At 67.2% G+C, this 17,730-nt stretch carries 9 protein-coding genes and 5 pseudogenes; 9 read left to right on the forward strand and 5 right to left on the reverse strand.

The annotated features are described in order from the left end of the window. Positions 1-815: 815 nt before the first annotated feature. The gene (locus tag KXC43_RS42915) at positions 816-1,565 is read right to left on the reverse strand and encodes an AfsR/SARP family transcriptional regulator (RefSeq protein WP_221382029.1); all 750 of its coding nucleotides are present in this window, start codon (positions 1,563-1,565) and stop codon (positions 816-818) included. A gap of 194 nt (positions 1,566-1,759) precedes the next feature. Here KXC43_RS42915 and KXC43_RS42920 point away from each other — a divergent pair, with 194 nt between their 5' ends. The 4 genes and pseudogenes from KXC43_RS42920 (at position 1,760) to fxsT (ending at position 8,442) form a co-directional block, all read left to right on the forward strand. After that, positions 1,760-2,260, forward strand: coding sequence for a hypothetical protein (locus tag KXC43_RS42920; RefSeq protein ID WP_221382030.1), 501 nt, complete (start codon positions 1,760-1,762; stop codon positions 2,258-2,260). Between the two features lie 37 nt (positions 2,261-2,297). Continuing rightward, positions 2,298-2,804 (forward strand): annotated as a pseudogene (locus tag KXC43_RS42925) (IS5 family transposase); the annotation flags it as partial. A gap of 383 nt (positions 2,805-3,187) precedes the next feature. Next, positions 3,188-4,627 carry a VMAP-C domain-containing protein gene (locus KXC43_RS42930; protein ID WP_221382031.1) on the forward strand — a complete coding sequence of 480 codons (1,440 nt, stop codon included), beginning with the start codon at positions 3,188-3,190 and terminating at the stop codon, positions 4,625-4,627. Next, positions 4,555-8,442: an FxSxx-COOH system tetratricopeptide repeat protein gene (gene fxsT, locus KXC43_RS42935; RefSeq protein WP_304523168.1), complete on the forward strand. Its 3,888-nt coding sequence runs from the start codon at positions 4,555-4,557 to the stop codon at positions 8,440-8,442. The genes KXC43_RS42930 and fxsT overlap by 73 nt, the downstream gene beginning before the upstream one ends. A gap of 4 nt (positions 8,443-8,446) precedes the next feature. Here the strand turns inward: fxsT and KXC43_RS42940 are convergent, their stop codons facing one another. Both KXC43_RS42940 and KXC43_RS42945 read right to left on the reverse strand, forming a co-directional pair. Beyond that, the gene (locus KXC43_RS42940; protein WP_221382033.1) at positions 8,447-10,264 is read right to left on the reverse strand and encodes an HEXXH motif domain-containing protein; all 1,818 of its coding nucleotides are present in this window, start codon (positions 10,262-10,264) and stop codon (positions 8,447-8,449) included. 23 nt (positions 10,265-10,287) lie between these two features. Continuing rightward, on the reverse strand, positions 10,288-10,464 hold the full coding sequence (locus KXC43_RS42945) for an FxSxx-COOH-like cyclophane-containing RiPP peptide (RefSeq protein ID WP_221382034.1): 177 nt from the start codon (positions 10,462-10,464) through the stop codon (positions 10,288-10,290). A 137-nt stretch (positions 10,465-10,601) separates the two neighbouring features. On the opposite strand from KXC43_RS42945, the gene KXC43_RS42950 reads away from it, so the two are divergent. Beyond that, positions 10,602-11,657: an alpha/beta fold hydrolase gene (locus KXC43_RS42950; protein WP_221382035.1), complete on the forward strand. Its 1,056-nt coding sequence runs from the start codon at positions 10,602-10,604 to the stop codon at positions 11,655-11,657. Between the two features lie 630 nt (positions 11,658-12,287). Here the strand turns inward: KXC43_RS42950 and folP are convergent. After that, positions 12,288-12,706 (reverse strand): annotated as a pseudogene (gene folP, locus KXC43_RS42955) (dihydropteroate synthase); the annotation flags it as partial. A gap of 393 nt (positions 12,707-13,099) precedes the next feature. Between folP and KXC43_RS42960 the strand changes: the two are divergent. From KXC43_RS42960 to KXC43_RS53650, 3 genes and pseudogenes are all read left to right on the forward strand, one after another. Further along, positions 13,100-13,318, forward strand: a complete 219-nt coding sequence (locus KXC43_RS42960) for a hypothetical protein (RefSeq protein WP_221382036.1) — start codon at positions 13,100-13,102, stop codon at positions 13,316-13,318. A gap of 147 nt (positions 13,319-13,465) precedes the next feature. Next, a pseudogene (locus tag KXC43_RS42965) lies at positions 13,466-13,801 on the forward strand (hypothetical protein). Positions 13,802-14,000: 199 nt separating this feature from the next. After that, positions 14,001-14,270 (forward strand): annotated as a pseudogene (locus KXC43_RS53650) (ATP-binding protein); the annotation flags it as partial. Between the two features lie 472 nt (positions 14,271-14,742). Here KXC43_RS53650 and KXC43_RS42970 read toward each other — a convergent pair. Next, positions 14,743-15,834: pseudogene (locus KXC43_RS42970) on the reverse strand (IS630 family transposase). A gap of 513 nt (positions 15,835-16,347) precedes the next feature. On the opposite strand from KXC43_RS42970, the gene KXC43_RS42975 reads away from it, so the two are divergent. After that, positions 16,348-17,439 (forward strand): IS630 family transposase, encoded by a 1,092-nt coding sequence (locus KXC43_RS42975; RefSeq protein ID WP_308129517.1) that lies wholly within the window; start codon positions 16,348-16,350, stop codon positions 17,437-17,439. Positions 17,440-17,730 lie beyond the last annotated feature (291 nt).

Here is a 17,730-nt window from a genome sequence, read left to right on the forward strand (position 1 = left end):
CTTCGCCGCCGCGCCCGAGGATCGCGCACCGCCACCGGACCGCGCGCTCGGCTTATCAACGGGCTGCACCCCATCACGACCACCAACCAGGGCGCTCGCCGCGATCGCTCCCGAGCCCGCGCCAGCCGTTCCCGCCCCTGCTCCAGCCATTCGCCCGCCCGCACCAGCCGCTCCCACACCCGCGCCAGCCGCACCCGCGCCAGCCGTTCCGGCCACTGCTCCAGCCGTTCGCGCGCCCGCGCCAGCCTTTCCTGCTCCAGCAGCTACCGCACCCGCGCCAGCCGTTCCCGCGCCTGCACCAGCTGTTCCCGACCCTGCACCAGCGGTTCGCGCGCCCGCGCCAGCAGTTCCCGTGCCCGCACCCGCAGCGACAACCCCGGCCCACGAACTCGTCCCCGCAGCCGGGCGGGGAGCCCCACCCGCCGCCGAAAGGGCACCCTTCTCAGCCGCACCCGAGTGAATTGCCCCCGGGCCGGGCTCCGCACGCCTCACAGCAGCAGCGCCGGCGCCGGCGAACCGAGCCGCCCCCGCACCGCCCGACTTGGCCGATGCGATCACCACGCGCGGCACTGGCAGGACGGGCGCGACCCCGGCCCGCCCACTCGCCCTCGAGGCGGCGGCGGGACTAAGGCGTACGGGAGCCCCCGAAGCCCCCGACGACGAGGCCGCGCGCCGGGACCGGGCCTGTGCCCCACCGGTCTGGCGGCGCTGCGGAGCCCGCGCGGCCCGGCCCGGTTCCGGCGCGACCTCCCGGGCCGCCCCGGTCCGCGCCCGGTCGAGCGTCTTCTCGGATCCCACCTACGGCCTCCGCAACGTCAGCGCCGGGCCAGCTCCCGATCGAACGACAACAGCGCGGGGTGCGCGGCGGCAAAGGACGCCGCGGCGCCCGGCCCGAAGGTCTTGTGCAGCAGCCGGCGGTATTGGTCGGCCTGCCAGCGGGCCCGACCCCAGCTGCCTTCTTCGGCGAGGGCGCGGATGAGGGCGATCTGGCTGCGTTCGCGCAGCGGGTCGGTGGCCACCAGGCGCATCGCGTAGTCGATGGCCCGCGTGAAGTTGCCGCCACGGCGCAGGTGGTCGACCAGGGCTTCGAGGAAGCGGATCTGGAGCTGCCCCAGACGCTCGCGTTCCACGATGACCCAGTCCTCGTACCACCCGGGCAGCAGCTCGCGGGACAGCGATTCGGGGCCGAGGCCGGTGGCCGGCGGTGGGCTGCCGTCGAGGAATTCCCAACCGGACTGTTCGAGCACGATTACGTCGACGTGAACATGATCGTTCAGGGCCAAGGTCGAGCCGCTGCACGTGATGACGGGCGGAGATCCGGCGCCGTTCAAACGCCACAGGATCGAACGCAGGTTGGCCGACGCGCGCGCCTCCGCCTTCTGGGGCCACAGCGTCCCGGCGATCACCGCCCGGCGCACCGGCCGGCGGCGGAGCGCCAGCAACGCGATGAGGCGCTGCGCGAGCTCGTTGACCTCGACAGCCGTATGGCCCACGCGCAGGCAGAAACCGTCGAGCAGATCGAGACGGAGGGTCTCCGGGTCGTCGTACGGCACAGATGCGGTCATGAGGCACCTCCCGCGCCGCATTATCCGGCCGATCGCGTTACGCGCCCGTCACCGATGCGTCGCTTTACCGCCCCACTGACCTAGATCCGACACTGCCCCGAGTTGCACCTCCGGCCCGCCGCCAGCGATTCGCACGTGCTGACTTGTCCCCGCGGCGGTGTGGTCGACAGGGTGACGCGGTGTCGTGTTACCCCATGGTCGACCTGGCCGCGATCGCCGAGAACTACGCGCAGTTGACCGGCGTGCTCACCGGTCTTGCCTTCACCGCGCTGGTGCTGATCCTGACCCTGGCCACCTCGCGCGAGCACACAACGAACAACACCGACAACGGAGCGCCGTTGTGCCTGTTCATCGCGTTTTTCGCGTTGCTCCTGGCGACATTGCTGTATTCAGTCATGACTGGTGAAGACATGAGGCAGGCCCGAGGCCGGGCCGCCACCGTCGAACTCATCAACGGCCTCGTCTTAGGCCTGGCGGTCATAGCTCTTCTGCAGGGTGTCTTCCTGCTCATGCGCGACGCCGACATGGATCCCGCCGCCGTGATGCTGGCCCGAATTGTGACGGTAGTCGTCGTCCCGACCGTGGCCATGTACTTCGTGGCGGTCGGCGCCTCCGACACGGTCTCGGCGCGGGCGGCATCGAACGGTCGACGCGACGATCGTACGGGCCCACCAGGACGCTGCCGGGGCTCGTAAAGGGGGCTGAGCCCGGTCGAGTCGCGGGGTAGCGCAAGGAATCGGCCGCTCGCGGGGCGGCCTGACCACCAAACTGCATCTGCTCGCTGAGGGACGCGGCCGGAGTCTGGTCAGCCGGATCACACCGGGTCAGGCTGCCGATACCAAGGAACTGGTGGCGCTGCTCGACGCTGTCAGCGTCGCCCGGCCGGCCGGTAACGGCCGGCCCCGTAAACGTCTCGATCACCTGATTGCGGACAAGGCCTACGGATCGCGCGCCAATCGCCGGTCTCTGCGGGCGCGCCGGATCCCGCACACCATCCCGGAACGCGACGACGTCATTGCGGGGCGGGCCCGCCGGGGTTCCCGCGGCGGGCGGCCACCGATCTTCGACCCGGTCAGGTACAAGGACCGCAACCAGGTCGAGCGGGCCTTCAACCGGCTCAAGCAGTTCCGGGCCGTCGCCACCCGCTACGACAAACTCAAAGACCGCTACCACGCCACGGTCACCATCGCCTCGATCATGATCTGGCTCCGAGCTAAACCCGACCGCGCCCGCGCATGATCCGTCAGATTCGCTCTAGTGTCCGGGCCGCTTCCCGCGGCGCGGACAACCGATGTCGGCGACGGGATGCCGGGCAGTGCGCTTCGATCGGCAGGGCTTCTGATGGCAGAGGCGAACAGTCTGGAAACGCCCGAATGAGGCCTGAGAGGCCCTGATCTTTGACAAGATGGTTCGCGCCCCTGGGGTGCGACGTGGCGCAGTCTCAAACGTCCGACACGCCTTGATAGTGGTTGGAGGTGCCCGTCCAGAACAGGCAGAGGGTAGCCTGATGCGGCCGGGCACACCGGCATCCATCCGTCATACACTCGACCTGTGAGTAGATGAAGACTGAGCAGACCAGCGGTGACCTGGCCCGGCACCGGATCCAAACGGTGCTCGTCGGGGTGCTCGAACGCACCCGGCTCGTACGGACGCAGTCCAGCCGGCAGTTTCTTATCGAGCAGCTCCAGGACCGTGTCGGCCACTTCCCCTTGCGCGAGCACTCCGAGCTTCGGTTGCAGACAGTCGAGCTGGTCCGCGCCTGCAGCAAACTCATCGACGGAGTCCCGGCCCTGGTCGAGGCCGTCGAGTATCTGGAGCCGGGCACCGAGGAGGTCGACCAGCTGCGGCGCCTGCGTGACGAGTGGGAGGCGGCCGACGTCCTGAACGAGGACGACTGGACGACGTTGCGGTCCCTTCTGCAGAATCTGACGCCGACCAACCTCACTGTCCTTTATCAGCGCGCCACCGAGCACCGGTCACCGGGACCGCCCTCGTGGTGTGCCGACGCCTGGCAGGCTTTCGTTCATCTTGCCGGGCAGAATGCCGGGCCGGACGGTCTGCAGCCGAGCATGAACTTCCTGGTGCTGCTCGAGGATCAGGTGGATGAGAAGGCAGCGCGGTGGATCCGGCTGCGGAACGGCCGGCTGGCCACCGGGCAAGGTCTGACCCAGCAACTGGAGGAACGGCGGGCCTATCTCGCGCGCGGGGGCGAGCAACCGACGGCATCCACGGCCTACCTCGTCGTCCAGGTCGAGCCACATCTGGATCCGACCGGCAGCGAAGAGATGTATGCCCTGTCGTACTTCCGTCAGTGGTACGGCGCCGATTCCTGGTATTCACGACGGGGGGAGACCAGTCTGGTTCACCTCCGCGACCTGGAACGCGAGGTGGAGCAGCTAATCGAGCAGATGGAGATCGACTGGTCGGACCGGACGGGCACCGTGTTCGTCGAGTTCGTGCTGCCCTGGGAGTTGCTCAACGTCGGAGTGGATCGCTGGCGCAAGGAGACCGGCTCCGCGCGGCCGATCGCACTGTCGATGGACTATCCGGTGGTGGTCCGCAGCCTTGAACGGCTTCGCACCCAGCGCTGGCATCGCGCCTGGCACCAACGTTGGCGCCAACTCTTGAAGGCTCCCGCGCACAGCAAGGTCTATTGGAGCCATCCCAGCGGGAAAGATTACTTCACGCGGCTCGAGTCCGAACTGAAAGCAGATGACCGTGTTGTCTCGCTCGTGCTGAGCGAGCCGCCGGCGCAGCGGGGCGAGACCGGCCAGCAGGAGATCGAGGCGGCCCTTCGTGCCGGGCTGCCGGTGATCATCTGGCATCGGGGCGACTGCACCAGCGCGGAGTTCCGGGAAGCGGTTACCAGCCTGGTGAGTGATGGTGGTATCGGCCGCCTGCCGCTTCGCGCGAATGAGCTACGGCACGAGGCATTACGACTCGAGCCTGCCCAGCGGGACGGCCACATCGGCCACCATCTGACGATTCTCTGGGACGACCCGCAGCGCAGGCCCGATGCTCTGGGCGCCCCCACCGATCGAGGGATCGGGGAGAGCTGGTGACCAGAGGTGATACCGCGGCCACCTGGCGGGCGATCTCGCAGGCGCTACGGCCGCTGTCCGGGTCCTCTCCCGTCGGTGCAGCCAGGTGGGAGGTGGCCGTGCTGCTCGACGCGGGGCCCTCGATGGCGGTCTGGCAGGACATCGTCGACGGCGTGGTGCAGGTACTCCGCAACCATGAGGACCTCGGCGGCGTCGACGTGGTGCCATTCGACCCCTCCGCAGCGAATCCGGCCGACCCGGTCCAGCCGTTCCTGGGCCCCGGCCGGATCGTCCTCGTATTGACCGACGGCACTGGACCGGCCTGGCATGCGGGGACCATGCTGCCGCTGCTGAGTGCCTGGGGCCGTCAGTCACCGATCGCCATCCTCGACCTGCTCCCGCAACTCCAGTGGTATCGGACCGGGATCCGGCCACGACGGCTACAGATGTGGTTACCCACGACCGGGCCCGCTTCCGCCAATGCCGACTTCTCGTGGGAGATGCACAGTCCGGTACCGGCGGTGTTCGACGAGCCGGTGGGCGACGACCCGGTGCCGGTGCCGGTTCTCGAGCTTGATTCTCGATGGCTGGCAGCCTGGGTCAGTCTGCTCATTGGTGGTGCGTCCCGGCTGCCCGCCCTGCTGGCCACCGACTCTGTGCCGGAGGACGTGGCACTGCCAGGGCCGATGCTGGACGCCAACGCTCGGACGCGGGTCCGTGAGTTCACCGCGTGGGCGACGCCGACTGCCGTCGCGCTGGCCACACAGCTCGCTGCGGCTCCGCTCAACCTGGCGCTGATGCGGTCGGTGCAGCGCGCCCTGATACCGGACTCGCAGACCTCGCATCTGTCCGAGATTCTCAGCAGCGAGCTGCTCTATCCGGTGTCCTCTTCGGGCGGAGTTGCCGAGAGCGCCGGGATCGCCTATGAGTTCCACCAGGGCGTCCGGGAGGAACTGCTCGCGGCCGGACGCCGGGCGGACGCGGTCCGGGTGTTGCGGGTGGTCGGCGATCAGCTGGGGCCGACCATCCCGGTGGTCCGAGGGCTGAGCCGGATGCTCGATGATCCCGACGCCACGCCGATCTGGCCGGTGACTCCGGAGACCGCGCCCTTCGTCCGGGTCGAACAGGCCGTGCTCCACGCTCTTTCCGGGCGTTACCTTGCGCGGGCTCGCCATTTGCACGAAGCGTTGGGCGTCGAGTCGGACGCGCCGCCGGGGAGCGCTGCGGCGAGCGTGTCCTTTGCGACAATGAGTACGGCAGCGGGTACCACTGATCGCACATCCGAAGGAGCAGCCGTGTCGTCGAGCAGGGTGGCGGATGTGACCACGTCACAGCGGACTCCCGCCAGAGCACCTGTCATCTGGGGAAGCGTTCCGCCTCGCAACCCCAACTTCACCGGCCGGGAGACTCTGCTGGCGAACCTGCACGACCAGATGCGGGTCGGCACGACTGCAGTACTGCCCCACGCTCTGCAGGGCATGGGCGGCGTCGGGAAGTCACAGCTCGCAGTGGAATACGTGTATCGCCACCAGGACAAGTACGACGTCATCTGGTGGATTCCGTCCGAGCGTCCGGCTCAGATCGGTAACGCCCTGACCGAGCTTGCCCAGCGGCTGCAGCTACCGGTGGGCCTGGAAGCGAACGCCGCGGTGCCGGCCGTCCGGGAGGCCCTGCGACTCGGCCAGCCGTACGCCAACTGGCTTTTGATCTTCGACAATGCGGAGAGCCCGGAGGCGGTGCAGCGGTACTTCCCCAACGGTGGGCCCGGGCACATCATGGTCACCTCACGCAATCCACAGTGGTCGAGCATCGCTCAGCAGCTCGAGGTGGACGTCTTCGCGCGCCGGGAGAGCGTCGATCTGCTTCGTCGACGTGGCCAGGAACTGACCGACGAGGACGCGACCCGGCTGGCCGAGGCGCTCGGCGACCTCCCGCTGGCATTGGACCAAGCCGCTGCCTGGCGCGCCGAGACCGGAATGCCTGCCGACGAGTACCTCCGTCTTTTCGAACAGAAGCGAACTGAACTCCTCGAGGTGTCGGTGCCGCTGGACTATCAGCTGCCGGTTGCGGCCGCCTGGAACGTCTCACTGGACCGCTTGGCCGACTCCAGCCCGGGCGCCCTCCGGCTGCTCCAGGTCTGCTCCTTCTTCGCCCCGGAGCCCATTCCCCGGACGCTGTTCAGTCGTGGCCGGGCCAGCAACGTGCACCCCGAGCTGGACGAGGTGCGGCGCGACCCGATGCGGCTCAACCGGGCCATTCGCGAGATCAACCGCTACGCTCTAGCGAAAATCGACCACCGGACCAACTCCATCCAGATGCACAGGCTCGTCCAAGCCGTACTGATGGACCGGCTCGACGACGCGGAACAGGCGTCGATGCGGCGCAGCGCGCACCTTCTGCTCGCCGACGGCGACCCTAATGATCCGAATTCCCCGGACAGCTGGCGGGCCTACGCCGATCTGTACCCGCATGCCATGACAGCGCAGGCGTTCCGGTCCACCGACCCCTGGGTGCAACAGCTGATCGACAACCTGTCCCGCTATCTCTATTGGTGGGGCGATCACCGTGCCGCTTACGAGCTGGCCACGCGAGCCTACGAGGCGCGTAGCGAGCAGCTGGGGGCACGGAACCCGTCGACCCTGCGCATGGGCCACTGGATGGGATGGCTGTTGTTCGTTCTCGGCCGGTTCAACGAGGCGGCCCAACTCAACCAGGAGGTGCTCAACGCCTACCGCGAGATCGTGGACGAGGACAATGAGGATCTGCTGCGTGCGCTCGGTGCCGTCGCTGCCGACCGCCGGGTGGCCGGCGACTTCAAGGGAGCGCTGGAACTGGCCGAGGAGGTCTATCAGCGGCACGTGCGGGCACTCGGCCCGGACGACGTGGAGACGATCACCGCGGCCCACAACCTCGCGGTGAGCCTGCGGCTTACCGGCGAGCTGCAGCGGGCGTCCGAGATCGACGAACAGAATCAGCAGCTGCGGATCCAGCTGTACGGCACGGACCATCCGATCACGCTGGAAAGCACCCGTAACCTGATCACCGATCGGTGTGAGCTCGGCGATTACGTCAGCGCTCGAGCCGAGGCGCAGGCGGTTGCTGACCAACTGCGCCACCAGCTGAGCCCGGGCCACCCGCAGACTCTGCGAGCACTGCGGACGCTGGCCGTGGCACTTCGCAAGGCCGGTGACCACGAGGCTGCCCGCTGGATCTCCGAGGAGGTCCGCGAGGGGTTCCTCACCCGTTACGGCGAGAATCACCCTGACACCATCGCGGCTTCGCTGAACCTGTCGAGCGACCTGCGCGAGACCGGCGATCTTGACGGCGCGGCCGAACTCGGTGAGCAGGTGTACGAACGTTATCGGCAGCTGCTGCTCAGCGACAGGCACCCGCACGCCATCGCCGCCAAGCTCAACTGGGCGGTTACCGAACGGCTGCGGGGCAGAGTGACCAAGGCCCGGCAGATGGACGAGGAGGGATTCGCCCAGTTGCGTGAGCAGCTCGGCGACGACCATCCGCTTACGCTGTCCACGGCGCTCAACCTGGCGAGTGACCTGTATGCCCAGGGGGAGTACGCCTTGGCGTACGAGCGGGATACCGACGCCATCGAACGGCTGGCACGGGTTCTGGGGCCGGAGCATCCGACCACTCTCGCCGGCCAGGGCAACCGGGCAATGGACCTGCTGAAGCTGGGTCGGGAGGAGGAATCCGCCGAGGTGCACGCGAGCGCGGTGGCACATTTCCGGCGGCTCCTCGGCGACGATCATCCGGCCACGGCAGCGGCGGTGGATCTCAACCTGCGGGCCAACTGCGACATGGATCCGCTGCCGCTGTAAAAGGTCAGCCCGGCCCTATCCATTCGGCGAGCTGTACCGGGTTGCCGATCTCACCGGTTGATCGGCGCACGGCCCGATGCACCGCTCGCACCAGCTCGGGCCGTTGGCGCAACGCGTCCGCGGCTCGGCCCGGCCCACCTGCCGTCAGCACCAGGCCGAGTCCAGCCCAGGCGCTGGGACTGCTCGGGTCCGTGGTCAGTTCGGCCAGGTATCCCTGGCGGGCCTGGTCCAGCTCACCCGCCACATAGGCGAGGTCGGCGGCTATCGCGCCGGTCACGTGGACGCCGATCGCGGACGGGTCGCGCCGGAGTTGCTCGAATCCGGCCGCATCGGTCAGACGCCAGAGCGTCAGAACGGCCCTGGCGTCGAGCCCGCGGGCGCTGGGGTCGGCGGTGACCATTGGTGGTGGCCCGGCCGGCTCGGGGCGGTCGGCACCAGCCGCCCAGGATGTCGCGAGCGCCGCTACCACGTCCGCCGACTGCCGGAGATGATGCAGCCGCCAGCGGGCCCTGTGATCGGTGACCGCGGCGTCGGCGGCAGCGAGCGGTCGCGCCGGTACGCTTTCGCTCTGCCAGCGGTCCGCGGTGGCGATGAGGCCTTGCACGAGATCCTCACCGACCGCGGTGAGCTGCGGCAGCTCTGCCAGCACCCCCAGGGTGGCGCGAACCTGTTGCCGCCAGCGGGCGAACTCGAAGTGAGCCAGCGCACCGATGCTGTCCGAGGCCCGCTCACGGAAGGTGCGCCAGAACTCGGTGATTCCGGCGAACGCATAGACGCCTTGGAGCAGCCCGCCGAGCGGTCGTGGATCGTTACGCCATGGCGCGTACAGCTTCTGTGCGGGCTCGCCGGTATGCAGGGGCGCCAGGTGCAGCAACGCGCCGAGCTTGATGTGCTGGAACTCGTGCACCATCGTGACCGCAAGCTCGATGGCGTCCTGCGGCTCAGACATGATCATGCTGCCGAAGGCGTCCCCCGCTGATGCACTCATCGTCCGGAACCGCTCCGCCGGCGGCTGCGGCACCAACGAGAAGAGCCCCTGAGCCATTGGCGCCGCGAGAAGGGGGCTCGTCTCGACCAGCAGACGCCAGGCCTGGCTCAGCAGCTCACGCCAGTGGCGCAGCTCCGACCCGTTCAGCAACCGGGGCGGTGTCGGCGTACGAAGGTTGCGGTAGGGATCCAGGCATTCCAGGTGGATCGCGAGGGTCTGCCCGTCCGCCTCGACGCGTACACCGGGCAGCGCCTGCCAGCCGTCTCCGCCGACCAGCACCTCGCCACCCGGTGTGTCGACCACGCCGGATCCGCCGGCGCCGTGAACCTCGGTGTGGCCCCACTGCCCGGTGCCAGGCACCCGCGCGGCGCCGAGTGTCGGCAGCACCGTGAAACCGTCTCGCACCGGCACGGTGATCCGGAAATCGATGCCGGTTCGCAGCGCTGCCGCGGCGGCGAGGGTATGCAGGTAGCCGAGGTCCACCCACAGCGGCACCGGCGAATGAGCGGTCCCGCGAAGACGTCGCAGAACATATCCCGCCCAGACACCCACCTGCGGATGCAGCAACAGGTCGGCGACCTCGGGTGGATCGCGTCGCTCCGCTTCGATGAGCAGTTTCCAGGCGGTCTCGACGGAGGGAAGTGGACGGATGTCGTTCCCGGGCCGGACGATGTCGAGCAGGGCGCGCAGTTGCAGCATGCGCCAGCTGCGCTCGACGGTCAGAAGCTGAGCGACCGAGTCGGCGTCCCCGCCGCCGGAGAAAAGTGCGGTCACGTGCTGCTTGTCCAGCCGGTGGTAGCGGGGCGGCCTGTCCGCGGCGCCGTCATTGCCCATCCAGGAACTCCGACCCAATCAAGTTAGTCAATGCGTTGAGGATTGTAGCCGCTGGTGATGCCTTCGGTGTCGTCGATGCGTCGCAGCAGTCTCCGCATGGTCGGGGCCAGAATCTGGTCGTCGTAGGTGGGTAGATCGGCGAGGGTCACCTCCGTCAGGTCTGCCATGTCCGACTCAATGTCATCGATCGATCGGCTCACTGCCGCCGTCTCCTCACGTCGCTGCTGTTCCGTCGCCCATCATGTCGCACGCGGTAACGATCCTGGAAGCGTTGAGTGAAGGGTGGGTCCAACTTCCGATACCGATGGAACTGGACCGCTTACGGTAAGTTGAGGTCATGAGCGGGAGCCTGCGACTCGTCTTCGTTCACGGGATCCTGTCGTCGGCCGACACCTGGTCACCCTTCCTGAGCCTGATAGAGCAGGACGCCGATCTCGACTTCCTGACGCCCTCCACCTTTTCCTACACGAGCCCGCCGATCTCGCTGAACCCCCTGCGCCGGATACCCGACATCAACGACATCGCAGACAGCCTGCGCACCTACCTGGCCAACGATCTCGCCGATGACACCGGACTCGTGTTGGTCGCACACAGCCAAGGCGGTCTCGTGGTGCAGCGGATGCTCGCCCGGACGCTCGCCGACGGCTGCGGTTCCGAACTGGCCCGGATCCGCCGTATCGTGCTGTTCGCCTGTCCCAACTCCGGCTCCGAGCTCGCTCTGCTGCTGCGTCGTGGACTGCTCGGGTGGCACTCTCAGGAGCGTGATCTGAGACCGCTCAACCGGGACATCACCGAGGCGCACCGGGTGGTGCTCAACCAGGTCATCCATGCCACCTCGGCGTCAGACGGGGCGTGTCCGATCAAGATCATCGCCTACGCCGGGGAGAGCGACGGTGTCGTCACCCCCACGTCGGCGAAGAGCGTCTTTCCCGAGGTGGGCGTGTTGCCTGGTGACCACTTCTCCATCATCAAGCCGGACTCGACCAGCCACCGGTCCTATGCGGCACTGAAACGGCACCTCAAGGAGGCGCGGTTCACAAAGGTTCCCGAGCGAGCACCGCGCCCCGGCCCGTCACCCGTGACTCCGGCGGCACGACCCGCCGCCGATCTGTACCGTGTGCTGGTGGACGGGCTGCTTGGTGTCCCGCGGATGACCGAGCCGGCGTTCCGCGAGCAGATCTACGAGCTTCTGCCACCGGTGATCATCCATCAGATGCGACGTGACAACGCAGCCCGGATCGAGCTCTTCTCCCTTCTGCGCAGCTTCGAGCATTATCGGCACCTGGCTCCGTGGGACTCGCTCGCCATGGCGCTCGAAACGCTCGTCCCAGATCATCCGGCGGTCGCCGATGTGCTGGACAACCTGGCGGGTGCGGGGCTGCGAAAGGCGTGACGGTGCGCCGCTCAGCCCGCATCGAGGCCGTATGTCTCGCCTGATCGCGATCACATCGCTGACCACAGCTTGAATGGCGAGCGATCTCCACTCCGCAGGGCACTACGAACGGGCGTCTCCTTCTCACGTCGAGCAACGGGCGTGATCTTGAGGGTGGCCGCAGTAGTTTGATTTCGGTGCTGGCGACTGTGGCCGAGCGGTATTGCCGGCCGTAGGTCGGCTTTCTCCGTAGTCTCGGCCGGGTGAGCGACGGGTTCTGCTGTCAGGTAACGGAATCGGGCAGTGCGGCGAGGCGATCGAAGGCTCGGACGAGGTAGTCGGTCCAATGCCGGTCAGGGCGAGCTCGAGCCGATCAAGCACCCTTCCATGCGGGATGATCTTGACCGTCCTTCTGTCATGCAGTGGCCTTCGTTCGGGGTTGCCAAGGCGGGCGACAGAGAATGCGTTCAGGGCTACGCCGAGCACTTCGGGACTGCCTCACCGGAGACTGAAGACCGCGTCGCAAAATTTACGCGGAGTAACGAGCCTAAGCAGACTTGCGTGCATGACTACTTGATGCAAGGAGGGCTCGGACGGTCCGGCGACTGAGGTAACGGCGATGTCCTTCGGCTGCCGCCGACCTGCCGTTCATCGGCGTGCTCCGTCATGCGGCCGCCAGTGCATCAGGATCCAGGGGCAGCCGACCTCGGCCGCGACCCGGGCCATGCCCCGGTCGGCCAGCCCGCCCGACACGTCGTTGATCACGGAGGCGCCGGCTTCGAGGGTGGCCCGGGACACCGCGGCGCGGGTGGTGTCGATGCTCAGCGGCACACCGGCCCGGGCCAGCCGCTCGATGACAGGGACGACCCGTGCGATCTCGGTGTCGGCGTCGACCCGCTGGGCGCCCGGGCGGGTCGATTCGCCACCCACGTCCACAATGTCGCCGTCGGCCCGTGCAACTCGATCCCGTGCCGGACGGCGGCTTCCGCGTCCGTGTATTTCCCGCCGTCCGAGAAGGAATCGGGGGTGACGTTCAGGATGCCCATCACGACCGGGTGATCCGTCTGCATCACTGCGCGCCCCGCGACCAGCGCATCCGTCGGCTCCGTCGTCACGGACCGAGGGTACGGCGGGCAGAGTTGTCGCACGTGCGTACGAAGACCCGTAACTCAATTTCACGCACGCCATCACCTTGCGTAACGTTTCGGACGCTTGTAGCCAAGAAGGGCGGTCCGTACTCTTCGGAACTAGGCATCATGTGCAGGAACCGAGGGAAGCAGACGAGCATGGCGGCGTCCGGACGGCTCACTCGACGCGAAGCGTGGGAAGTAGCACGATATGGGCAAGCCAAGTTCGGGTTCTCGGGTGGCTGCACAACTGCATAGATCTTCTCCTCTCAGCCGGGCGGCATGTCGCCTACGGCCGTGGCCAGCAGCCAGCCGGCCTGAGAGAAGGGAGAACCGGTGGACAGTGATGGACACCGGCGTCCGTCGATCGTGGTCCGTACCTACAACGGGCGGCATCGACGGTCGAGTGACACGCGATGGGCTGCCATGGCCGGGCTGGGGAAAGGCATCAGCTTCACCGCTCGGCTGATCTTGGCGGCAGAAGTGCTGGACAAGCACGATGCCCTCGCCACATTGGCGAGGGCGATCGCGTGGATCGGTGACACGATCTTTTAGCTGGCGAGCCCGATCGTGACCACCGGGGCACGGAGGCCTGTCGTGATGGCAGGTCTCCGTGTGCCTCTGTCAGCATGGCGCGATGCCGTCCGTGCGTCAACTGATTCGCCCAAAACGGGCGTCGCCCCGGATCACCCTTCAGCTGGGATGCGGCTGCCGACCGACGACGACATCTACCGGGCGCGCCTCGTCTACCTGGGCTCTCCGGGCTACACCCTGCCCGTCCACCTGCCGTACGCGCAGTACGTCATGTTCGTGCACTACCTGCTGACCTTCGAGTTCGATCCATTTCCGGCCTGAGAGATCGCGCTCGCCATGGTCACCACGTCGTACGTGTTCCGCCATGTCGACCCCGACCGCCCGGCCCGGGTCGTCATCCGGACCGCACTCACCGAATGGCGCCGCACGCGCGAGCCGGCGGTCGAGCAACGCGACCCGAGACTTGTCGCCACTCGTATCCGGGTTCGGGAGGAGTTGGTATGACCAGTTCATTCGCATGCTTCCACGGGGGCGGCGCGTGACCAGGCCCGATGTCGACATCGACTCGCCGTTCCTCGATCTCTTCGGCGGGCGGCACTCCTGCCGCGATGAGATCGCCCGCAGCAGGCCGGGCCGGTGGCGGCGTACGCCCAGCAGACCCCGTCGGCCGAGGCGCCCCTGCCCGTGCCGGCCCTGATCGGTCCGTACGGCGGCAACGTGCCGCCGCCCTGTCTTCCTCGACCTGCACTTCCCGATGGAGGTGCGTGAACGCTTCGGCCCGGTGTCACGTGGTCGGCCCCGGCGTCAGCATGCCGACGCTGATGGACGCGCTCGGCTATCTGAACGCGCGCTGTGGCGTCCAGGTGACCCGTCGGGCCACGCGCCCGGCTCTGCTGATGCCGGAATTGCGCCCGCACCCCCGGTGCGAAACCCCGCAGACTCCGAGCAGGGTCTGCCCGCGCCGTATCCGCTGGCCTCGCTGTCCCGGTAGACACGTCGTTGTCCTCGCGGCTCCGGTCCGCGTCGATGGTCGCGTATACAAGGGTGCGTGCGACGTGTCGTACGGCGAAGGCCCGCTCGAGCACCTCAACATGACGCCGATGATCGGCAAGGCGACGCTCTCGGCCATTACTCCGTGTCATCGTACGTAACGTCACGCTGAGTCACTTTGTGTTACTCTGGAGGGCACATCGCAGCGCTGCGATTTTTGCTATCGACCACACGAAGCCGGCTCGCGGTCGGCGCGCTCGCTGCCTTTCTGTTTCTTCGTGGCCTGACGTCGCCGTCGCCCGCCCATGCCGACGAACCCAAGCCACATGTCACACCAACTTCGACCACGTCGAGCCCGACGTTCTGGCAGAAATGCAGGCGCAGGCCAAACTCGCGCCAGCGAGCAACGTGCTCAGCGAGGCCGGGTTCGAGACGGCCTCCGGCTTCGCCGGCATCTAGTGTCCTGAGTCGTTAATGCGGGTGCAGTAGCGTTTGACGGATTCGAGGATCTGGTCGGCGGTCTTGGTCCAGACGTAGGGCCGGGGGTCGTCGTTTCAGGTCCCGATCCAGTCGCGGATGTCTTTGTTCAGAGCGCGGACGCTGCGATGGGTGCCGCGTTGCAGCTTCTTCGTGGTCAGTTCACCGAACCAGCGTTCGACCAGGTTGAGCCAGGAACTGCTGGTCGGGGTGAAGTGCAGAACGAAACGTGGATGCGTTTGCAGCCAGCGTTTGATGACCGGGGTCTTGTGAGTGGACGCGTTGTCCAGCACCACGTGCACGTCCAGATCGGCGGGGACCTCGTCGTCGAGGGTCTGCAGGAACTTCTTGAACTCAATCGCCCGGTGCCGGGCATGCAACCTGCCGATGACCTTGCCGGTGGTCAGATCCAGTGCCGCGTAAAGGCTGGACGTGCCGGCCCGCACATAGTCGTGGCTGGCCCGCTGTGGCGTGCCGGGCATCATCGGCAGCACCGGTGCGGTGCGGTCCAACGCTTGGATCTGTGACTTCTCGTCGACACACAGCACGACGGCGCGTTCCGGCGGATCGAGATACAGGCCGACGACGTCGCGGACCTTGTCGATGAACTGCGGGTCCTTTGACAACGTCCACGTGTCTTGGCGGTGCGGCTGCAGCCCGAACGCTCGCCAGATCCGGGAGACCGCCGTCTGCGACAGGCCGACCTCGGCGGCCATCGACCGGGTCGACCAATGCGTCGCATCCTTTGGCGTGGACTCCAACGTCGTCGCGATCACGCGTTCCACGTCCGCGTCCGCGATCGTGCGGGGCCGGCCCGGCCGCGGCTCGTCCAGCAACCCGTCGAGCCGGTCGACAGCGAACCGGTTACGCCACTTCGTGACCATGTTGCGCGAGAACCCGAGTTCCTCGGCGATCTGACCGTTCGCGGCCCCGGCCGCGTCAGCGCACGCCAGCACGACCCGTGACCGGGCAGCCAAAGCCTGAGCCGAGGTCGGCCGACGCGACCACGCTTGCAACTGCTCCCGCTCGTCATCAGTGAGCGTGATAGGCACCGCTACCGGGTTAGGCAGGACCTAACCCCTACCCACACTGCCACCGATTTAACGACTCAGTACACTAGTCGTCGGTGCCGTCTGTACTCCGACGGCCGCGGACCTGGTGTCATGGCTGCGGACGGGCTCGGTCAACCCCAGGTACCGGCCCTGATTTCGGCGTTGCTGCAAGCGCCCGGCTGCCCGGGAGTTGCCCTGCTGGCCATCGGTCTCGCCCGAAACTGCGCCCGGCCAGCATCGCGGGATAGCAACTGATCAGCCTGCTGCTCCGCGAAGCAGGTGGGCCAGTGCCACCGGCCGAGGCCACGATGCTGAGCTGGATGACCGAAGTCCGGTTCGGCAGGCCCACGGTCGCGCAGATCCGGATGCGTGAAGACCCGCGCTCATCTTACCTGCTCTCGAAGCTTTCGAGTTTCGCACTTCGGTGCCGTGCTAGTGCCCCGTCTTTGAACGTTGGCCGTGTAATCCGTCGGTTCTGGCGACGTTTCGGGCAGGCTGTCCCTGTCGCTGTTGTGTGGGAGGTGGTGCCGGGTGGGCCGACGCCCGGAAGTGTTCGTGCGAGCGCTGTCGATGGCCGAAGGTCAGCGGCTGCAGAAGATCACGCGGACCGCGAAACATCCGGTCAAGCTGCGGCGGGCGATCGTCGTTCTGATGTCGGCCCAGGGCCAGCCGGCACCTGACATCGCGCATCTGCTCAAGGCCACCGACGACTACGTCCGTGATGTGATCCACGCGTTCAACGAACGGGGGTTCGACGCGCTGGACCCAAAATGGAGCGGGGGCACACCGAACAAGATCAGTGAACAGACCCGAGACTGGATCTGCGTGATCGCCCGGTGTGACCCCCGATTCCTGGGCCGGCCGTTCTCCGGCTGGTCGCTTTCCAAGCTGCGCGACTACCTGATCGAGGCCGGGCACGTCGAGACGATCAGCATCGAGACCGTCCGGCGGATCCTGCATGAACGCGGCGTCACCTGGCAGACGTCGAAGACCTGGAAAGCCAGCAACGACCCCGACTTCACGTCGAAGATGCGAACGATCCTCGACCTCTACGACCACCCACCGGCCGGCGGCCGGGTCGTCTGCGTCGACGAGTTCGGGCCGCTGAACCTGCAACCCCGGCCCGGCAAAGCCTGGAAACCGCAAGGCCAACCGGTCCGGCTCCGGGCGACCTACCACCGCGACGCAGGTGTCCGGCACATGATCGCCAGCCTCGACCTGGCCACCGGGAAGATCCACTACCGGATCCGGGATCGCAAACGCTCGGGCGAGTTCCTCGACTTCCTCAAAAGCCTGCGCCGCCGCTGGCCAGACCAGACACTGCACCTGATCCTGGACAACTTCTCCCCGCACAAACACCCCACCGTCCGGGCCTGGTGCCAGGCCAACCAGGTTGAGCTGGTGTTCCTGCCGACCTACAGCTCCTGGCTGAACTGGATCGAAGCCGAGTTCGCCGCTCTGCGCTACTTCGCCCTCAACGGCACCGACCACCGCTCCCACGCTGAGCAAGACACCGCGATCGGTGACTACATCCGCTGGCACAACCAGCGCGCCCGACCAAAGACCGGATACGCCACCAACTCAAAGATCCGCCACCCCGATTACCCATTCAAGGCCGCGTGACGAGGCACTAGGTAGCAACGGTCCGATGGTGGTTGCCGACAACACAGGGGTGCGCAAGACGATCCTCGCCGGATGCTTGCACGGCTACGCGCCGGTAACCGCCTGCGCCGGCCCGCCGGACGCAACGAAACGAACCGTCCAGTCGACAAGCCCGATAAGAGGAGTCGCAGTCGCAGACCCTGGGCCCATAAACACCCGCACCGTCATGGAAGGAACGACACACATGTGCCGCCATCCTGCACAGAGGCCGGTAAGAGAAAGGCCCAACCTGCGTTTCCGCAGCCCAGTCCC

The sequence above is a fragment of the Paractinoplanes polyasparticus genome, from assembly GCF_019710575.1.
Taxonomy (GTDB): domain Bacteria; phylum Actinomycetota; class Actinomycetes; order Mycobacteriales; family Micromonosporaceae; genus Actinoplanes; species Actinoplanes polyasparticus.